The organism is Streptomyces sp. RLA123 (assembly GCF_056270165.1).
The window spans coordinates 1610700-1628303 of the sequence record NZ_JBWDOR010000003.1; the positions used below are offsets into that span (position 1 = coordinate 1610700).

The following is a 17604-nucleotide window of genomic DNA, read 5'->3' on the forward strand; positions in this document are numbered from 1 at the left end:
CCTGACTCGTGTCTTCCAACGCAAACCGGACTGCTCACCGGCGGAGGCCGTCGCCATCGTAGGCGGGCGATCAGTGCTGTCCTCTGATGAGGCGGGCGTTCCTGGCGACCGCTTGCTGCTCGCGAGGGATGAGCCGTGCGACGCCTACGCGTCCTCGTCGGCGACCTCGTCCCAGGCCGGCAGGGGCACACCGTCGGACGCGCTGATCAGGAGCACCTCGCATCGCATCTGCCGGACGGCGGCGAAGAGGCGTTGCCGAGCTGCTTCGCCGTCCTCGGGCGGAAACGAGATGCGGATCTGGTGAGGGCGTGACACGTCGTAGGTGAGCAACCAGTCCGTCTCGACGGTCGCGAAATGATCCTGGCCCGACTCACCCTGTTCCGTGCGCCAACTGCCCCGGTCCACGGTCGGGGCCAGGGCCTCCCGCAGGATCGCCAGGCGCTGGGCGTGCGCGAGCGGGCCCTCGGAGAGACGGAGGCAGCGGTGAGTGCGTGGCCGGAAGGCGTTGAACCACGGAGCCAGGTCCGGCTCCATGTCCGCGAGCAGCCGGGAGCCGGCACGTCCCCCGACCCAGGCTTCGTTGAACTCGGCCGCGCCCATGGGGTGGGTCTCGTACCAGCCCTCGCTGCTCCACACCACGACGGGCCAGCTCTCGGGTGCCCCCGTGGTGAGCCAGCAGAGCCGGTCGGCGTCGATGGTGGTGCCCCAGACCAGCAACCCGCCCGGAGCCGGGTGAAGAGCGTACGGGAAACGCTCCGGGTCGCTCTCGGCCGTGTCCGACGGCGTGCCGCTCTGCCACACGACGCCGTTGTACTCGCTCGTGCCGAACGGCGTCCTGAGGTTGAGGTAGTCGTCGCGACGAGGTACTTGTAGTCGTCGGGCAGCCCTGTGCCGAGCGCGGTCTCCGCGGCGGCCCAGCTTCCGCGGGCGTCGACCGGAACTGCCGGCGGCGTCACGAGCCGCGCCAGGTCCGCGTTCCCCGTCACGGCACATCGGGCCCTACGAGTGCCCCGGCGAAGGGCTCGCCGGTACGACGGGCGTACGCCATCCGCTCGCGCACCTCGCGCAGGGTGCGCGGACGGAAGCCGGGGCCGCCGCAGCAGCTCTTGTGGAAGCGGACGCCCGCGTGCAGCAGGACGGAGAGCGTCCTCCATGCCGCGGTGTCCCGGCGCCGGGGCGCGGCGAAGGCCGACCCCACGTGAATCAGCGGCTCCGCGCAGCGCGGGCAGATCCGTTGCCTGTCACTGTCATAGGACTGCTTGTACGATGCCCGGCAGGGCAGGCAGACGTACGAGGTCTTCGCGTGGGCCATGTCGCCAGGTTATGCAGCGCCCGCGAAGAACTCGACGCGATTTCGGAGCCGGGATGCTCTCGAAGGTCCGCGCATCCGTGTCTGTCTCATGTGTGGCCAGGCTGCCGGGCGGCCTCCGCCGGGGCGTGCCTCATGGGGACAGGCGGCACGGTGCTCGGCGGTTCGAGAGACACCTCCGCCCAGACGGTCTTCGTGTAGGCGTCCCCGGTCTCGCAGCCCCAGCGGCACGCGTACGCGGCGACCAGTAACAGCCCCCGCCCCGATACCGCCGCGTGCGGCGTCGGCGCGGCCACGGGGTGACGGACCGGCCGCTCCGGGCGCGTGTCCGTGACTTCGATCCGGACCGCCTGCGGCAGGAGGAGCAGCGTCAGCCGGAAGTCCCGGCCGGGGAGGCGGCCGTGGGTGATGGCGTTGGACGCCAGCTCGGCCGTGACGAGGGCGACGGCGTGCGCGGAGCCGCAGTCGTGCGCTAGGCCGGTCCACTCGGTGAACTGCTGGACGGCGAGTTGACGCGCCAGCCGGGCTCCCCGCCGGGTGCTGGTGAAGCACAGGCTCAACTGGGGCTCGGGGAAGTGGGACTCGTCGGTGGTCTGTTGTTGCGTCACGGTTCCAGCGTGGGTGGACAGGTGTGCCGCTCGCCAGGTACGACGGCCGTACACCCGCCGCCTCGTACGGGGTGCGAGTGCTTGCCTGCCACGGTTGTACGGGTGTTGTACGGGCCCGCGACCGTGTCCCCGTTGCTCCGGCATGCGTTGAACATTGCCCCGGTGGCGTGGGGGTGGTGAGCGCCGCTCTGGGCGTGGGCGGGGCGCTCCGGCACGGAAGGGCGTGAGAGCGGTGCGGGACACGCGGAACGGTCACACGGTGAGGACGAATGAGGAGGGCGACCCGCCGGGCGTATGGTCGGCCTACGGCAAACTGCTCCAGCATCTCCGCAAGCAGGCGGGGCTGAGCCAACAGGCCCTCGGGGAGGCCATCGGCTACTCGCTGGAGCAGGTCGCCTCGGTCGAACAGGGCCGGCGGCCTGCGAAAGCGGCGTTCACGGAGGCAGCGGACCGGGTTCTCGGAGCGGACGGAGTGCTGGAAGTGCTCCAGGACGAGGTGGACCGGGCCAAGCTGCCCAGGTTCTTCCGCGACTTCGCCCTCATCGAGGCGGACGTGGTCAGCCGCTTCTCGTACGATCCGCTGCTGGTGCCGGGGCTGTTGCAGACAGAGGCGTATGCGCGGGCGGTGTTCGCCGGGCACTGTCCCCCGTTGAGCGAGGAGACCATCGACCAGCACACGGAGGCGCGTCTGAGCCGCCAGAAGCTGCTGACACGGGTGCCGCTGGCGGAGCTGTCGTTCATCATCAGCGAGGAGGCGCTTCGCAACCCGGTAGGTGACACGGAGGTCCTGCGCGTTCAGTGGCAGCGTCTGCTGGAAGTGGGTGCGCTGCGCAACGCCGAGGTTCAGGTGATGCCAACTGCGCCGGGATTCCACGTCGGGCTCAACGGGCCGTTCGTGGTGCTGGAGACGAACGATCACCGACACTTTGGGTACATCGAGGCCCAAGAGGTCGGGTGCGTCGTCCGTGATCCGGCAGAGGTCAGCGCCTTCGGGCTGCGGTATGGCAAGCTGCGGTCGCAGGCGTTGAACCCCGTGGAGTCTGCGCGGCTAATCCAACGGTTGGTGGGAGAACCATGAGCGTGGAGCAGGTACCCGAGAGCACGGACGAACTGCGCTGGTTCAAGAGCAGCTACAGCGGATCGGGCGGCGGCGACTGCGTGGAGGTGGCCTTCGGCCCGGATGCCGTGCACGTGCGGGACTCGAAGGCTGTGGATGGCGGCCCTGTGCTGCAGTTCGACAGGGACGAGTGGGCAGCGTTCGTGGCACTCGCGGCGGGGTAGGCCAACCAGCGCTTCTACGCGGAACAGCGGCTCGTTCAGGTAACTTGCTGTGACGCGAACGAGCCCGTCGTCATTCTGGCGACTCAGAAGAGGGCACCATCGGCGCCCTCACCGAAATCCGAACCACCTCGCGCGGCCAACTTCTCCTTGCGCTTTCGAATCGCCTCGGTGGAGGGCAAGGGTAGGTCAGGGTGCTTCTCCCTCGCCTTCGTCTCCAACTCCTTGTGCAAGCCCAGGTGGACCTCGTCGGCGTACGCCTGATGATTCAACTGGCGAAGCCGGTCGATAATCTCGGTCCGGACGAGCGGGCTGATGGTATAGCGCGTGCCTTGATCGGTCTCGTGAAAGTCGTGGTCGAGTGGGAACGTCTCGTGGGTCGGATCGACGGGGGGCGTCTTCCCGGATTCATCCAAGAGGTCGTGCCAGCCGTAGGCCTCAACTGTGGCCTTGTCGATCTCCTTGTGAACGCGCCGGAGTTCACTGATGTCGCCGTCTTGGCAGGTCGCATCGTGGAGGAGGTTATATGTGTCGGTCAGACCGACGTTGCGGCGCTGCATCAGCTGCCGACGGTGCTCGTCAAGGCGGTTGCCCACCTCGCGCAACTTAGGTGTCAGGACAGGCCTGACGAGCTTCTCGAAGATCTCACTGGGCGTGTAACTGGCGTCAGACTTGAGGGTACCTCCACTCAACAACGCCCACCAGTAATGCACAGAAGACGAAAGGAAGGCAAAAAGACCCTCATCACTGGACGCGAATACCACAATCTTCTGATCGAAGACCACCCCGTTAGCAACAAGCGCTGGCGCAAGGGTCTTACTCGTCTGCGTCATGGCGATTACTCTCGAAAGTGGAGAGATCCTTTTATACAAGGACTCTCTCCTACGCTCGTATTCCCAAAAACGCTTGGCAAATTTCTCGCCAACGATAAACGTTCCATCGGGCTTCCGCCTCTGCCTGTCCGGCATCACCTCCTCTTCCACACGAGAGAACGGCGCTGCAAACATTCGAGCTTCACGTTCTTGCATATCGCCAAAGTTCACGATCCAGCGATCACCGATCTGATCTGGCCTGGCATTGAACTCCTTTCCGTTCACGTAACGAAACAGGACGCGGCGATTTTCCGGATCCTCCGCCATCCAAGAAACGGCAGTGGGCTTATCGATCACAAATCCCTCACCGAGGGGCTTGGAACCGACGAATGACAGACCGCGATTACACACCAGGGACTCCCCCCAGAGGGAGATCCTGGATTCTGGGTAGAGCGACGCAGTGATCCCGACCTGCACGCTCTTCTGATCCAATACAAACGCGGATCCACGTCTCACAGTAGCCACACTCGTCCAAATGGCACAATATTCGACATCTGCAGACTTCGCTGGCCACGGGGCACTCCTGATTGCCCTCCTGATGCGAACACCCAGCGACACAATCTGATCGAGAGCGACGGCGCGTGACTGTCCCTGTGCGAGCGAATTCGTCGCAACCACTCCGGTCTGCGCGCCGGCGTTAAGAAGTTGATGGATTCTCAGCTCAAAGTACGCAACAAGGTCCGCACTCCCCCGCACGCCGTTAGCGACATGCTCCACGAGGTTTTCGCGATATCCCTGACCAAAACTGGAGGTGATGTCCCGACCAGTAACAAACGGCGGGTTCCCCACAATCGCGTCAAACCCACCTCGCAGCGAAAACACCTCAGGAAACACCAGCGGCCAATGCACCGGCCGCCGCTGCAGTGCCCCGTCCGGCAGTTCGGCCGCCAGCCACTCCTCCGCCGTGGCACGCGCCTCGCGCACCACGTCCGAGTCATCCTCGACCCCGTCTTCAACGATCTGTCTCACGATCCACGCCGCCTGCGGGAACAGGTCCCTGACGCGCTCGCCGCCGTTCTGCGCGTACCACTCCACGCGCCCCGACGCGCACGTCGCCAGTGCCGCGCCCGCGATCAGGTCGCCCACCAGCCGCAGTCGCCGCGAATGACGGTTGACCTCCGCCAGGCGCTCGCGCTTCTGCTGAAGCGCCGGCAGGTCGACACCCTTGATCGCGGTGATCGCCAGGCGCTCCCGCGTCAGCTCGTCCACCAACTGCCGCGCCTGCTCGGCCAGGATGTCGGCCTGCTGCCCCGGCTTCATGTGCACGGACTGGATCTGCTCCATGCTGTGCACGCCCAGCAGTGAGTCCCCCGCCACCAGCCGGTCGTCCAGGAACGTGAACGGACGGCCCGGGTCCATGGAGACCAGCCACAGCGACAGCTTGGCCATCTCCACCGCCATGGGGTTGATGTCCACCCCGTACAGGCAGTGCTCGATGATCTCGCGCCGTGCCTCGACCACCACCGGGTCCTGCTCCGCGTCGGCCGCCGTCACCGCGTCCACGGCCCGCCCCGCCCGGTACGCCATCGCGTCCGCCCGGCCCTTGGACTCCCACGCCTCGATTAGCCGGTCCGCCAGGTAGCGGCAAGCTGCCACCAGGAACGCCGCAGAGCCCATCGCGATGTCCGCGACCTTCAGGTCGAGGATCTGCTCGGGAGACTTCAGGCGCCACTCCGCCGTGTCCGCCGTCTGGAGCGGGCCTGGTTCGTAGACCAGGGGCTCCAGGGCGTGCAGCACGACCTCCTCCGCCAGGAAGCGGGGCGTGTAGTGGGTGCCCGTGTTCTTCCGCAGCGAGGACTCGGTGACGTACAGAGCGCCGTTCGGGATGACCGTCGGCAGGCCGCGCAGGTCGTCCCGGAGGATGCCGACGAACGGCAGCAGCCGCTCCGTCAGCGCCGGGTCCTTGGTTACCGCGTTCAGCCGGCGCCGCGCCTCCGCCGCGTCCTCCGCCGCGAGCGGAGCGAGGCGCTTCTCCAACTGGCCCGCCGTCGCCGGAGGCTTGGGGTCCTTCCACTTCTCGTGGACTGCGTTCGCCAGCGCCTTGACCGATCCTGCCTTCGCCGCCAGGGACTCCAGCTCCCGCAGCGGCACCTCGTGCTCCAGCCCCTCCGGACCGATCAGCCCCACCATGTGCTCGGTGGCCCGGCGCCCGTCGAACGAGAGCAGGCCCTCGTACACGTAGCCGATCTGCTCGACGTCCAGGGCGCGGAAGCTGAGCGTGCGGACCTCGCGGTCCTTGCCCTTGCCGACGCGGACCTCCTGGACCGCCTGGAGCATGTGGAGCACCGTGCGGTCGTCGATCGGGAGGAGCGGGGTGGTGTGCTCCATCCACGGGTACGTGTCGGGGTCGAAGATCGAGCCGTCGTACGCGGGCAGGTGGAAGCCCGAGCCCGGGTGGTCCACTCCCCCGTGCACGGCGTGGAAGAGCGCGATCAGCCGGTGCCAGGCGGAGGTGGTGTGCTCCAGCGAGGTCTCGCCCTCCTCGTCCGCGCGGGCCTTGAGCTCGTCGCGCAGAAAACGGGCGGAGTAGGACCGCGCGTACACCTCGTTGTCGGCGGGGAGCAGTCCGCGTTCCTCGGCGAAGAGGAGGAAGACGATGCGCATCATCACCGCGACGGCTCCGCGGTAGACCACGCCCGCGGCCACGCCGGAGGCGTGCAGGCCGGGCGCGCCATGTTCGACGGCGCGCACGTCGGCCCGCCCTATGGCGTCGACGAGGAGTTCCACGGCTTGCCGGACCTGGATGCCCAGGGCCTCGGTGACGTCCTCGCCGGCCGCGAGGCTGGCCTTGAGCAGGCCGACGAGCGTCTCGGCCTCCTCATACTCGAAGAAGCGGCGGCGGCTCAGCAGGGAGGCGAAGGCGCGGACGACGTAGCGATCGGCAGCCGTGTTCCAGTCGATGGAGTCGAAGACGGCCGTGGTGGTGACGCCGCCGAGCGGGGCCCACACCAGGCACCACCAGCGACCGTCGGTGACGAGGCCGAGGGGGACGCCGTGGTGCCGCAGGAGTCGGGCGAGGCGGTCGGCGGGGGCGGCGGCCCAGTCGCCGCCACCGCCGGCGCGGGCGGTGGGCGCGGTGCCGGCGGGGACGGTGATGCCGAGGAGGCGTACGCGCTTGGCGGCGGACGCGGTGTCCGGTTCGGCGGCGAGGTCGGTGCCGGGCTCGACGAGGGCGAAGTCGGGACGGACTTCGGTGTTGTGCTCGGCCACACGCAGGGTGAGGCGGTCCAGGCCGTGGTGCTCGGCATCGCCCTGGCGGAACGTCAGGGCGTCGTCCCAGCCGAGGAGGCGGCGCAGGATGTAGGCCACCCACTCGTCGCGGCCCGCCGTGGTGTCGGTCTGCCAGTCGGCGTGGCGGGCGCGCAGCCGGGCCCGTTCGTCCTTCTCCAGGGGATCGAGCTGGGGCCAGGCCCGCAGCAGGACGGGCATGGTCAGGAAGGGGCCGGAGACCTCGCTGAGGTCGAGCCACTCCTGGTGCTGCCTGCGGCCGTCGGCGGCCTGTGCCTTGGCGGCGGCGAGTCCGGGGCTCATCGGGCGGCGGGGGCTCATCGGCGGGCGTCCTTTGCGGGAATGACGAAGACGACGGCGGCGGGGAAGAGGTGGGAACGGGGCTCGCGGTAGCGGGCGGCAATGGCCGCGAGTTCGCGCTCGCGCTCGCCTGGAAGGCCTTCGATGCGCTCTTGCCAGCGGCGGCGGTCGTCCTCGAACTGGCGGCGCTCGTGGCCGGTCAGCTCGTGGGTGGACAGCAGGGCGAGCTGTTCGCCTTCGCCGTCCCCCTCCTCCTTGAGCTTGGCGCGCAGGGTGGCCTCGAAGCGGTCGAGGGTTGCGATGATGCGGCGCTCCTCCTCTGCCCGGCGATCGGCGAGTCGGCTCTCCAGCTGGCGGCCGAGCTCGTCGGCCCGCGTCCTCAGTGACTTGTAGAGAGGGTCACGGAGCCTCGGCCAGGCGTCGGTCAGTTCCTTGCGCAGGTGCGGGGCGGCTTCGCTTCCCTCGGTGAGCGCGCGGGACAGGACCCTGCCCTGTTCACCGACCGACTCCCAGCGGCGGAAGCGTCCGGTGTCGCCGAACCAGCCGCCCGCGTGGAGGACTTCCTCGTGGAGGCGGGTGCCGTCGGTGCCGACAAGGACGTAGCGCGCATAGGCGGAGACCAGGGTCGTGGTGACGGCCGGGTCGTCGGAGACGACGGCGGTGACGCGGTTGAGGCCGACCGAGTCGGCGTTCCAGACGGCGGCGGTGAGCAGGCGCGTGGAGAGGGCGACGAGCGGGTGCTTGAGGTGGGCGAGGACCACGTCGTCGCGGCCCTGCGCGGCGACCATCGGGGAGAAGGTGAGCGGCCGCTGCTCGCCCTCGCGGAGCTTGTGGGCCAGGCCCCGGGTCGCTCGCTCCCAGCTGCCGGACAGGGGCTGCACGTCGAAGAGGTCGCCTGGCTCGAAGTCCTCCGCGCGGAGGAGGGAGGGAAGAAGCGCGGGCTGGTGGTCGAGCGCGAGGGCGGTGTCGACGACGCGCTTGACGTTGGCCGGGGTGAGGCCGAGGGAGTCGACGGTCTCTTCGTACTGGTCGGCGAGCCTCTTGGTCTGCGCGGTGACGTTCTGCTCGGGCGCGACGTCGCCGCCGGTGCGGCGGCCCTTGATGGGCCTGGGCTTGGCGTTCTCGATGTCGACGGGCGCGGTGTCGCCGGTCATGCGGCGCTGTACGGCATCGGCGAGGACGGCGTTGACGGAGCCGAGGTCCTGCTCCATGCGGGCGACCTTCTTGGCCACCCGGGAGAGGAACTCCAGGTCGGCCTCGTAGGAGCCGGCCTGGGCCTGCTGCCAGCCGGAGCCGATGAAGTGGGTGATCTCCGGGTCGTTCTTCTGGCCCCAGCGGTCGATGCGGCCGATGCGCTGTTCGAGCTTGTTGGGGTTGAACGGGATGTCGTAGTTGATCAGGCGGTGGCAGTGGTTCTGGAGGTCGATGCCCTCGCCGGCGGCGTCGGTGGCGAGGAGGATGCGGACCTTGCCCTCAGCCCGCGACGGCTCGGCCTGGAAGCCGAGGCGGATGCGCTCGCGTTCCTCGGCGGAGAGTCCGCCGTGGAGGCGTTCGACGCGGCCGCCGCCGGTGAGTTCCTCCTGCTGGAGGAGGTCGTGCAGCCATTCCTGGGTGTCGCGGTACTCGGTGAAGATGACGACCCGCTCATTGGTCCAGTTCCTGCCGTCGGGACGGCAGAGCGCCTTGAGGGTGCGGATGAGGGCGTCTGCCTTGGAGTCCGGAGCGGCCTCGTGGGTGAGGGCCCAGCGCTCCATCTCCTGCAGCAGGTCGAGTTCCTGACCGTCCTCGGCCGGGGTGAGGGAGGTGGAACGGGTCAGGGCGTCGTCCTCGGCGTCGACGAGGCCGGTGTCGTCCAGGTCCGCGACGAGGTCGGCGAACTCCTCCAGCCATTCGGGGACCTCGGCCGCGGCCGCACGGCCGCGCGCGGGGCCGGTGTCGTCCAGGTGGGAGAGATACACCTGGACGGTGTGGAGGAAGGCCGCCGGGGAGGAGAAGAGGCGCTTCTTCAGTAGCAGCGTCACCAGGTCGGCGGCGCGGCGCCCGCCGCGGGCCGTGGGCGTCAGCTTCTTACGGCGCAGATCGGCGAACGATCCGAGCAGCTGGTGGATCTCGCGCTCTTGCGGCGTGTAGTCGACGGAGAGTTCGAGGGTCTTGCGGGTGCGGAAGCGGGGCGTGCCGTCGGCGTTGGTGACGGTCGACTTCAGGCGCCGTACGACGGTGTCCTTGAGGGCTTCCTTGTCGGGGTCCACGCCGCGGGCGAAGCGCTGGTCGTCGATGAGTTCCAGGAGAGCGGTGTAGGACTCGGGATAGCCGTTGTGCGGCGTGGCGGAGAGGAAGAGCCGGTGCTCGAAGTGCGGGACGAGGCGCCGGATCAGCTTGGTCTGCTGGGAGTCGACGGCGTACACCTGCTTGGGCGCGGCGGGCGCGACGTGGTGGGCCTCGTCGAGAACGAGCAGGTCGAAGAAGCGCTTGTGCTCTCCGTCCGAGCTCTCCTCGGGCGCGCCGATGACCTCGTCGAGGAGGCGCTGCGCCTTCTGTCCGCGCAACCAGGGCAGGGAGACGATGGTCAGCGGGTGGACGCGGAAGGGGTTCGCGGCGGTGCCGTGGGTGCGGCGCAGCCGGGCGCAGTGCTCGGAGTCAACGATGGTGAATTCCAGGCCGAACTTCTCGGCCATCTCGTCACGCCACTTGAGCGTCAGGCCGGCCGGGCAGACGACCATGGTGCGACGGGCACGGCCGCGCAGCAGCAGTTCCTGGACGACGAGACCGGCCTCGATGGTCTTGCCGAGGCCGACGTCGTCGGCGAGGAGCAGGTTGACGCGAGGTGCGCCGACAGCCCGGGAGACCGGCTCCAGCTGGTACGGCTCGACGGCGACGCCGGAGCGGAACGGAGCCTGGAGCGTCTTGGCGTCAGCGGAGGCGACGGCGGACCAGCGGACGGCATCGAGGAACGCGGCAAGGCGGCCCGGAGGGTCGTAGGAGCCGGTGGAGGCGTCGGGGAGGGAACCGGCGGGCAGGACACGGCGGCCGGGCTCGACCTCCCAGATGACGGAGAGGGTGTCGCCGAAACGTCCGTCGGCGACGGACTGGAGGTGGACGAGGGTGGCGGGCCTGCGCTCGTCGTCGCCGTCGGCGGCCGGTGACGGCTCGACGCGGGAGACCACCCAGGACTGGCCGCGCACCTCGACAAGGTTGCCCTCCTCGGGGAGCTGTTCCGCCTCGGTGCGCTCGGTCTCGCGCTGAGCTGCTGGCGTCATGGGCGCTGTCCCCTCGGTGTCTCTGCTGCCGTCCGTAGACAGTGTCCTGTCTCCCCACCGGAACGGAGCGATGGCAGCGTAACACGAACGATTTACTGTGAACAGAGATTACAAAACCATGGTCGGTGTGGAGTATGCATCAGGCCATCCGCCGCAGCCGGTCCAGCAGGGTTCGAGTGCGTCCGTGCCGGGCATCGGCTGCCGGCAGGACCCTCTCCTCCTCGTCCGCCAAGCGCCGCAGCAGCTCCTCGGCAGCGAGCCGCTCTCCCGTGCGCACCAAGAGCACGCCTATCTCGTACCGCGTGTCCAGCACCGCCGGGTCACCCGGTCCGAGAAGGCTGCGTTGTTCGGCGAGGACCGACTTCAGCTCGTCCAGGGCCTCGCGCGTGCGGCCGAGCGCGCCGGCACAGAGGGCGGATCCTGCTCGGGCGGCGAGAAGGTCGGCATGCCCGAGGCCGGGAACATCCATGAGGTCGCGATATTCCTCCAGGGCGCGGGCGGGGCGTCCTGACCGGCGAACGGCGGCGATCTCGGCCAGTCGCGGGTGGGCGGGGGCCGCCGCGGAGCCTGGAGCCTGCTTCGGGATCCAGGCGGCGAGCAGGGCGGCCACCTCCGCCGCGGAGGCGGGTCGGTCCTCGGGCTTCTTCTCCAGAAGCCTCTCCACCAATGCTCGCAGCCCGGCCGGAACACCGGAGCGGCGGTCGGCCAGTGGTGGCACGGGTTCGTGCGCGTGCTGGTGGTACAACATGAAGGGGCTGCCACCGCTGAAGGGCGGAGCGCCGGCGAGAAGTTCATAGAGGACGCAGCCCAGCGAGTAGAGGTCGCTGGCGGCAACGGCCTTTCCCACTGCCTGCTCGGGCGCCATGTAGACGACCGTGCCGGGGGTGGCGTTGGCAGCGGTGAAGCGGGTCTCGCCGGGCTGGGGCTCCAGGGCCGCGGCAACGCCGAAGTCGAGGACCTTGATCTCGCCGTTCGGGGTGATCATCAGGTTCGACGGCTTCAGGTCGCGGTGTACGACATTCTGCCCGTGGGCGTAGGCGAGCACCTCGGCAGCCCGCCGGGCAACGTCCGCGGCTCGTTCGACGGGCAGCGGACCATCGCTCTCGAGCGCGGCATCGAGGCCGCGCCCCCGGACGAGTTCCATGACCAGGTAGAGCTCTCCCTCGTGGCTGCCGTGATCGTGGACGGCGGGGATGCCCGGGTGTTCCAGACGGCTGGTGAGGCGCGCCTCACGCAGAAACCGGCGCTCCAGCGTGCCGAGTTCGGCGCCGAGGCCACGGGGAGCAAGGAGCTTGACGGCCACTTCACGGCCGCGGTCGCGGTCGTACGCCGCCCAGACGACGCCCATGCCGCCTCGGCCCAGCTCGCGCGTCAGCTCGTACTGCCCAAGGCTTCGCCGCATTGCGCCCGTCCCCAGTCCCGGCGCCCGTGGCGCCTTTCACACCCCTGCGACCGGGGCGGCGCGGCGCACCCGGTCGGCTGAACCCATCCTCTCACCGTTCACACCGGCCACGGCCCTTGCGGAACCAGAAATGGGCGGCGGGGATCCTCGGGCCGCGCGCGACGGGTGGCCAGCACCGGGTCCGGGTCCGGCAGGTAGGGAGCGAGAGTCGCGTAGACCTCGGCTGCCGAAGAGGGACGGTCGTCCGGATGCTTCGCGAGCAGAGCCGTCACCAGCTCCCGAAGGTCGTCGGGGATGTCAGAGTCGGAGATGGCGGGCGGGGGGGAACTCAGATGGCAGGAGGCCAGGAGCGCTGGCTGGTCGCTGGCGAAAGGCGTCTCGCCCGTCAGCATGTGATGCAGAAGGCAGCCCACCGCGTAAAGATCGCTGCGACCGTCGAGCCTGCCCTGACCGGAGAGCAGTTCGGGTGACGCGCAGACGATGTTGCCAATGGCTTCGCCGGTCATGGTCAGCCGCGGATCGGCGTCCGCGAGCAGTTTCACCAGGCCGAAGTCGAGGATCTTCACCACCCCGTCCGCACGAATCATGACATTCTGCGTCTTGAGGTCACGGTGCACCAGTCCGACGGCGTGGGCCGCGGACAGCCCGGAGCACAGTTGGGCCGCGACGGCGACGGCCGAGGGTACGTCGAATCGTCCGCCGTCCTGTTGGTCGAAGAGGTACTCCAGGGTGGTGCCCTCGATAAGCTCCATCACCAGACAGCAAGTTTCGTCGGTGATCGCCGCGTCGAAGACCGTGGTGACGTTGGGGTGACCGAGGCGCGCAGCCGCCTGCGCCTCTCGCCTGAAGCGAGTAAGCGCCTCATCGCGGCTCCGCGGGACAGCCAGCAGTTCCGCGGCGATGGTCTTCACCGCCACAGGCCGCTCGAGATGCAGGTCAACGCCGCGCCAGACCTGCCCCATCACCCCGCGACCGAGGACCGACTTGAGTTGATAGCGATCACGAAGCACCATCCCCGCCGTAAATTTGTGCATTTCTCCGGCCCTCTACACTTCCCACACGGCGTCCACATGTGTTTATGCTGTGAACAAAGTCAATGTGCGTAGTAGCCTTCCATGCAACACGGCCGCTGGGACGCTGACCAGCCCAGCCGGCCGAGCAACGCGGAGACCGTTTGATGAGTACACCCCACGCCGTACCCGTCAGCTTGGCCGAAATCGCCCGGATCGCGGGCGTGGGGCGAGCAGCAGTAAGCAACTGGCGCCGCCGCCACGACTCATTCCCCACCCGTATCGGCGGCACCGACGTCAGTCCGCAGTTCTCGCTGGCAGAGGTGGAACTCTGGCTGCGGGACAACGGCAAGCTCAAAGACAACGGTGACCGCGAATTTCTCTGGCCGCGGTTCGAAGCACTCGGCAGCAGAGACGAGTCGGGCTTGGCCGTCGCCGAGGCGGCCCGGCGGATGCGCACTCCTCGCACGCGGGCCTCGCACTCCGAGCTCTCGCCGGGAGCAAGGGAGTTGGCCGACGAAGCGGCGAAACTGGGGCGGAACGAGGGGCCGCGTGAGACCTTTGAATTCCTGCTGCAGCGGTGGCTGGAAACCCATGTGCGGCAGCTCAGCACAACCCCCCCGAAGCTCGCCACGCTGATGGCACGGATCGCCCTCTCTGTCCGTCTGGGCCGACGCGACGGAGAATTGACCGTCTTCGATCCCGCTTGCGGTACCGGGCATCTGCTCGCCGCGGCAGTACAGGAATACGACGGCTCGGGCCTGGAGCTCTTCGGATGTGAGCGGGACCCGGCTCTCGCCGCATTGGCCGCCGCCCGGCTCGGCTTCGCCACGGAGGATCGCCAAGTCCGCACGGAGATCGCCACGGCCGACGCCCTGCGCGAGGACCCGTTCGTCGGCACACGAGCCGAAGTCGTGCTCTGCAACCCCCCCTTCAACGAACGGGACTGGGGTTACGAGGAACTCGCCACCGACCAACGGTGGTCTCACGGACTTCCACCGAGAACCGAGCCGGAACTGGCCTGGGTCCAAAACCTGCTCGCCCACCTCAAGCCGGGTGGGACGGCCGTCATCGTTCTTCCACCCGCTGTCGCGTCACGTAAAGCAGGCCGCCGCATCCGCGGTTCCCTGCTACGGACGGGTGCACTGCGAACGGTGGTGGCGCTCCCACCCGGCAGCGCGCAGCCGCACAGCGTGTCGCTTCAGTTGTGGGTACTCAGGGCCGCTCAGGACGGTCCTGCCATCGCCCCGTCCCATCAGGACGTCCTTCTTGTGGATGCCACACGCTTCGCGCGACCAGGCGCACGGGAACCGGGACCGAACTGGGAGGCACTCGGCGATTTCGTGCTCTCCGCCGTGGAAACACTCGACCGCCCGGATGATCCACCGGAGAGCGCTGTCCGAGTCCCGCTGCTCGATCTCCTGGACGACGAGGTGGACGTCACCCCGGGTCGTTACACGGCATCGGGCAGCGAGCCATCAGGCGTCGAACTCGCTGCTTCCTGGGCAGAGTTGGGGGATTCCCTGGCCGGTCTGGTTGGCCATGCCCAGCACCTCTCCAAACTGCGCTTCGAGACCGAGGCACTGCAGACCACTACAACCGTGGGAGACCTCGTTAAGGCTGGGGCTCTGACACTGCGCGCCGGACAACAACCCGCGGAGACCTCAACACGACCTGGGGAAGCCGCCGTCCGGCTCCTCACGGTCGCGGACCTGCTGATGGACGGCGCCCCGAGCGGACGCTTCTCCACCGACGCGGCACAGACGATCGCCGAGGAGGGTGACGTCGTGGTCGCCGGAGTGGTTCGGGCCTTCGAGGCGTGGGTGCACGAAGGACCACCAGTCGCCCTCGGAGCACAGCTGTACAGCCTCAGGGCCGACCCGGAGAAACTGGACGCCCACTTCCTCGCCGGTTGCTTGCGCGCACCGGCCAACGGACGCCAGGCAGGCACGCACGCATCTAGTTCGTCCCGGGTTGACATCAGGCGCCTCCAGGTGCTCCAACTCCCCCTTGAGGAACAGGCAGCGTACGCCGAGAGCTTCCGGCGTCTGAGCACGTTCGAGACGCTGTTCGCCAAGGCTGACGCCCTGGGTAAGGGGTTGGTGAGTGACGTGAGCGATCGACTCGCTGCGGGTGGGCTGACCGCCTGAGAGCCTCACGGGGGATTCGTCCGCTGTCCGAACCAGAGGTGATCCCCGTGGGGTGGCACACCACGGGGATCACCTCAGCGTCGGCCTGCACCGTCTACGACGCCACGCACGCGTCCTGCGGCGTTTCCTTCGCGGCGGCATCGTCCTGCGTCGTAGCTACGTCCCTTCGCGCCGTCGCAGGTCAGTCTCGGGCTGCGTGCAGTCCGCGCCCGCGTCCACCGCGCCGTTGTCCCTCACCGCTCGCACTCCGAAGGGAGTAGCACCAGACCTCGGCCGCTGACGATTGGGTGTAGTACGTCGATCGCTGCCCGCCGACTCAGTTCCTCGTGATGACGCTGGTTGCGGAAGCTTCTTATGTGCTTCCCCTCGTAGCGTAGAGACCATGACTGGAGGGGAAGTTGGGAGTCATGGCGGAGAAGAGGCGGAAGTTCGACGCGGAGTTCCGTGAGGGGGCTGTGCGGATCGTCGCCGAGACCGGTAAGACGTTGGCCGAGGTGGCGCGGGATCTGGGGATCAACGAGACCACCCTGGCGACCTGGGTCTCCCGGGCACGGCAGGCCGGCGCCACCAGGTCCGGGGAGAGCGAGGAGCTGGCGCGGTTGCGTCGGGAGAACCTGCAGCTCAAGCGGGACAACAAGGAGTTGGCGATGGAGCGTGATGTCCTCAAACGCTGCATGATCCTGTGGGTGAAGTAGCTGCGGCGGACCCGGCGGCACTCGTCGGGGCGATCAGCGACCAGAGGACCGAGCACGGCATCCCGCACACTGTCGCCTGCCGCGCCGACACAGCCCCCGTGGCCGCAACGACAGCCGACTCCTCCGCGACCTCAGTCTCAACGACGGTCTCACTCATCAGGCGTCCCCTTGATCATCGGATCCGCCGTTTATTGGGCTCTGTCTCACATCCGGTGGTAACGGAGAGTCATACCGCTGGAGACCGCCCTGAAGTGCTCTCTTGCAGACCGAGGGAGACACTCCCGGGGTCCTGGGCGACGTCCACCATGAAGCTGCTCCGCGCGGCTCATGGGTGTCTGGATATGGATCGACCTGCGGTTATTACTTTGCGCATTCGACATCACCAGGAGTTACCACCGGATGTGAGACAGAGCCGTTTATTGAACACTCCCGGCCTTGGGTCAAGGCCCCGCCGGCCCAGACGCTCATGGCGGCGGGCCGGTCCGGCGCAGAAGACCGGGCCGGCCGTACAGGACAGAACGTCCGCCGACGCCTCATACGGAGAGGATCAGTGCGAGCCGGCGGTCGCGGTGGTGTAGAACTCGGCGGCGGTGAAGGTGGCGGAGACGCCCAGTTCGGCCGCGACAGCGGTGAGCCCGGCCTGGGCGGCGGCGAGGTCGGTGTGGCCGTCGGGGCTGAAATACGGCGCGATGAACTTCTCGTAATGTGCCCGGATTTCATCCCCCGTGTGACGCCCGAGGAAGTTCCCCAGATACCGGAGCGTGGTGTCGGGGTCCTTCTGGATCACCTGCAGGGCGCGCCGGTGGGCTCGTACGACGGCTTGGACCGCCCGGCTGTCCGGGTCGATGTAGGTGGGGTCGACGGCCACGCCCACGGTGGGAATCCGGAAGTGGTCTCCCACGTAGGCCAGGACGTTCCAGCCGTACTCGGCGGCCAGCGCCTCCGGTGCCATGGTGTCGCCGACCATCGCGGCGTCGATCTCGCCGGCCCGCAGACGGCGCAGATCCATGGCGTAGTCGCCGGGCCAGCGGACGACGGTCCGAACGTCGCGGTCCACGTCGAGCCCGGCCTGGCGCAGCACGATGCGGGTGAACACACCGGGGCCGGTGTGGGGAGGGGTGACCGCCAGCCGTTGGCCGGCCAGGTCGGCCAGGGAGGTCAGGCCGGGGCGGGCGAGGAACCAGAACAGCGGGCTGGCGGTGTTGACGTGGAGTGCGACCCAGGGGATGCCGTCATTCAGTCGCGACAGAACGGTCCGGCCGAGCCCGATGACAGCGCAGCGGCGCAGCTGCTGCGCGTCCCAGGTGCAGCCGTCCCGCAGCGAGACGTGGACGCCCTCGTCGGCGTAGAAGCCCTGCTGGTCGGCGATGTAGGCGACCAGTTCCTCGTGCGGGCCCCGCCCGACGTAGACGAGATCGATCGTGTGCATGAAGGTCTCCCTTGCAGTTGACGGTGTATCGGAACTGCCCGGCCGTGGGCCGGGTCGGCAGACGGG

The 17604-nt window shown here is 68.4% G+C and carries 12 protein-coding genes; 4 read left to right on the top strand and 8 right to left on the bottom strand.

Annotated elements, in window-relative coordinates; genetic code table 11:
• Positions 1-144: 144 nt before the first annotated feature.
• From RV983_RS07270 to RV983_RS07280, 3 genes are all read right to left on the bottom strand, one after another.
• Entirely contained in the window at positions 145-801 is a 657-nt protein-coding gene (locus RV983_RS07270) for an SMI1/KNR4 family protein (protein ID WP_475984965.1), read from the bottom strand.
• A gap of 181 nt (positions 802-982) precedes the next feature.
• Positions 983-1312 carry a deoxyxylulose-5-phosphate synthase gene (locus RV983_RS07275; RefSeq protein WP_475984966.1) on the bottom strand — a complete coding sequence of 110 codons (330 nt, stop codon included), beginning with the start codon at positions 1310-1312 and terminating at the stop codon, positions 983-985.
• 86 nt (positions 1313-1398) lie between these two features.
• Positions 1399-1917: an ATP-binding protein gene (locus RV983_RS07280; RefSeq protein WP_475984967.1), complete on the bottom strand. Its 519-nt coding sequence runs from the start codon at positions 1915-1917 to the stop codon at positions 1399-1401.
• A 259-nt stretch (positions 1918-2176) separates the two neighbouring features.
• On the opposite strand from RV983_RS07280, the gene RV983_RS07285 reads away from it, so the two are divergent.
• Together RV983_RS07285 and RV983_RS07290 are read left to right on the top strand one after the other, a co-directional pair.
• On the top strand, positions 2177-2995 hold the full coding sequence (locus tag RV983_RS07285; RefSeq protein ID WP_475984968.1) for a helix-turn-helix domain-containing protein: 819 nt from the start codon (positions 2177-2179) through the stop codon (positions 2993-2995).
• Positions 2992-3198 carry a DUF397 domain-containing protein gene (locus RV983_RS07290; RefSeq protein ID WP_475984969.1) on the top strand — a complete coding sequence of 69 codons (207 nt, stop codon included), beginning with the start codon at positions 2992-2994 and terminating at the stop codon, positions 3196-3198. Before RV983_RS07285 ends, RV983_RS07290 begins: the two co-directional genes overlap by 4 nt.
• An 83-nt stretch (positions 3199-3281) precedes the next feature.
• On the opposite strand, the gene RV983_RS07295 is transcribed toward RV983_RS07290, so the two are convergent.
• From RV983_RS07295 to RV983_RS07310, 4 genes are all read right to left on the bottom strand, one after another.
• Complete coding sequence (locus RV983_RS07295) at positions 3282-7616, bottom strand: Eco57I restriction-modification methylase domain-containing protein (RefSeq protein ID WP_475984970.1); 4335 nt, start codon at positions 7614-7616, stop codon at positions 3282-3284.
• The gene (gene drmD, locus RV983_RS07300; RefSeq protein WP_475984971.1) at positions 7613-10852 is read right to left on the bottom strand and encodes a DISARM system SNF2-like helicase DrmD; all 3240 of its coding nucleotides are present in this window, start codon (positions 10850-10852) and stop codon (positions 7613-7615) included. Before drmD ends, RV983_RS07295 begins: the two co-directional genes overlap by 4 nt.
• 139 nt (positions 10853-10991) lie before the next feature.
• Complete coding sequence (locus RV983_RS07305; protein WP_475984972.1) at positions 10992-12254, bottom strand: serine/threonine-protein kinase; 1263 nt, start codon at positions 12252-12254, stop codon at positions 10992-10994.
• 98 nt (positions 12255-12352) lie between these two features.
• Positions 12353-13288 carry a serine/threonine-protein kinase gene (locus RV983_RS07310; RefSeq protein ID WP_475984973.1) on the bottom strand — a complete coding sequence of 312 codons (936 nt, stop codon included), beginning with the start codon at positions 13286-13288 and terminating at the stop codon, positions 12353-12355.
• Positions 13289-13431: 143 nt separating this feature from the next.
• On the opposite strand from RV983_RS07310, the gene RV983_RS07315 reads away from it, so the two are divergent.
• Positions 13432-15414 carry an N-6 DNA methylase gene (locus RV983_RS07315; protein WP_475984974.1) on the top strand — a complete coding sequence of 661 codons (1983 nt, stop codon included), beginning with the start codon at positions 13432-13434 and terminating at the stop codon, positions 15412-15414.
• 407 nt (positions 15415-15821) lie between these two features.
• The gene (locus tag RV983_RS07320; protein WP_475984975.1) at positions 15822-16109 is read left to right on the top strand and encodes a transposase; all 288 of its coding nucleotides are present in this window, start codon (positions 15822-15824) and stop codon (positions 16107-16109) included.
• A gap of 547 nt (positions 16110-16656) precedes the next feature.
• Here RV983_RS07320 and RV983_RS07325 read toward each other — a convergent pair.
• The gene (locus RV983_RS07325) at positions 16657-17538 is read right to left on the bottom strand and encodes an ABC transporter substrate-binding protein (protein ID WP_475984976.1); all 882 of its coding nucleotides are present in this window, start codon (positions 17536-17538) and stop codon (positions 16657-16659) included.
• Positions 17539-17604 lie beyond the last annotated feature (66 nt).

Bases quoted from the DNA above. Each gene is read 5' to 3' on its own strand.
- RV983_RS07275 (WP_475984966.1), bottom strand. From the start codon at position 1,312: ATGGCCCACGCGAAGACCTCGTACGTCTGCCTGCCCTGCCGGGCATCG.
- RV983_RS07290 (WP_475984969.1), top strand. From the start codon at position 2,992: ATGAGCGTGGAGCAGGTACCCGAGAGCACGGACGAACTGCGCTGGTTC.
- RV983_RS07295 (WP_475984970.1), bottom strand. From the start codon at position 7,616: ATGAGCCCCCGCCGCCCGATGAGCCCCGGACTCGCCGCCGCCAAGGCA.
- drmD (WP_475984971.1), bottom strand. From the start codon at position 10,852: ATGACGCCAGCAGCTCAGCGCGAGACCGAGCGCACCGAGGCGGAACAG.
- RV983_RS07305 (WP_475984972.1), bottom strand. From the start codon at position 12,254: ATGCGGCGAAGCCTTGGGCAGTACGAGCTGACGCGCGAGCTGGGCCGA.
- RV983_RS07310 (WP_475984973.1), bottom strand. From the start codon at position 13,288: ATGCACAAATTTACGGCGGGGATGGTGCTTCGTGATCGCTATCAACTC.
- RV983_RS07315 (WP_475984974.1), top strand. From the start codon at position 13,432: ATGAGTACACCCCACGCCGTACCCGTCAGCTTGGCCGAAATCGCCCGG.
- RV983_RS07320 (WP_475984975.1), top strand. From the start codon at position 15,822: ATGGCGGAGAAGAGGCGGAAGTTCGACGCGGAGTTCCGTGAGGGGGCT.
- RV983_RS07325 (WP_475984976.1), bottom strand. From the start codon at position 17,538: ATGCACACGATCGATCTCGTCTACGTCGGGCGGGGCCCGCACGAGGAA.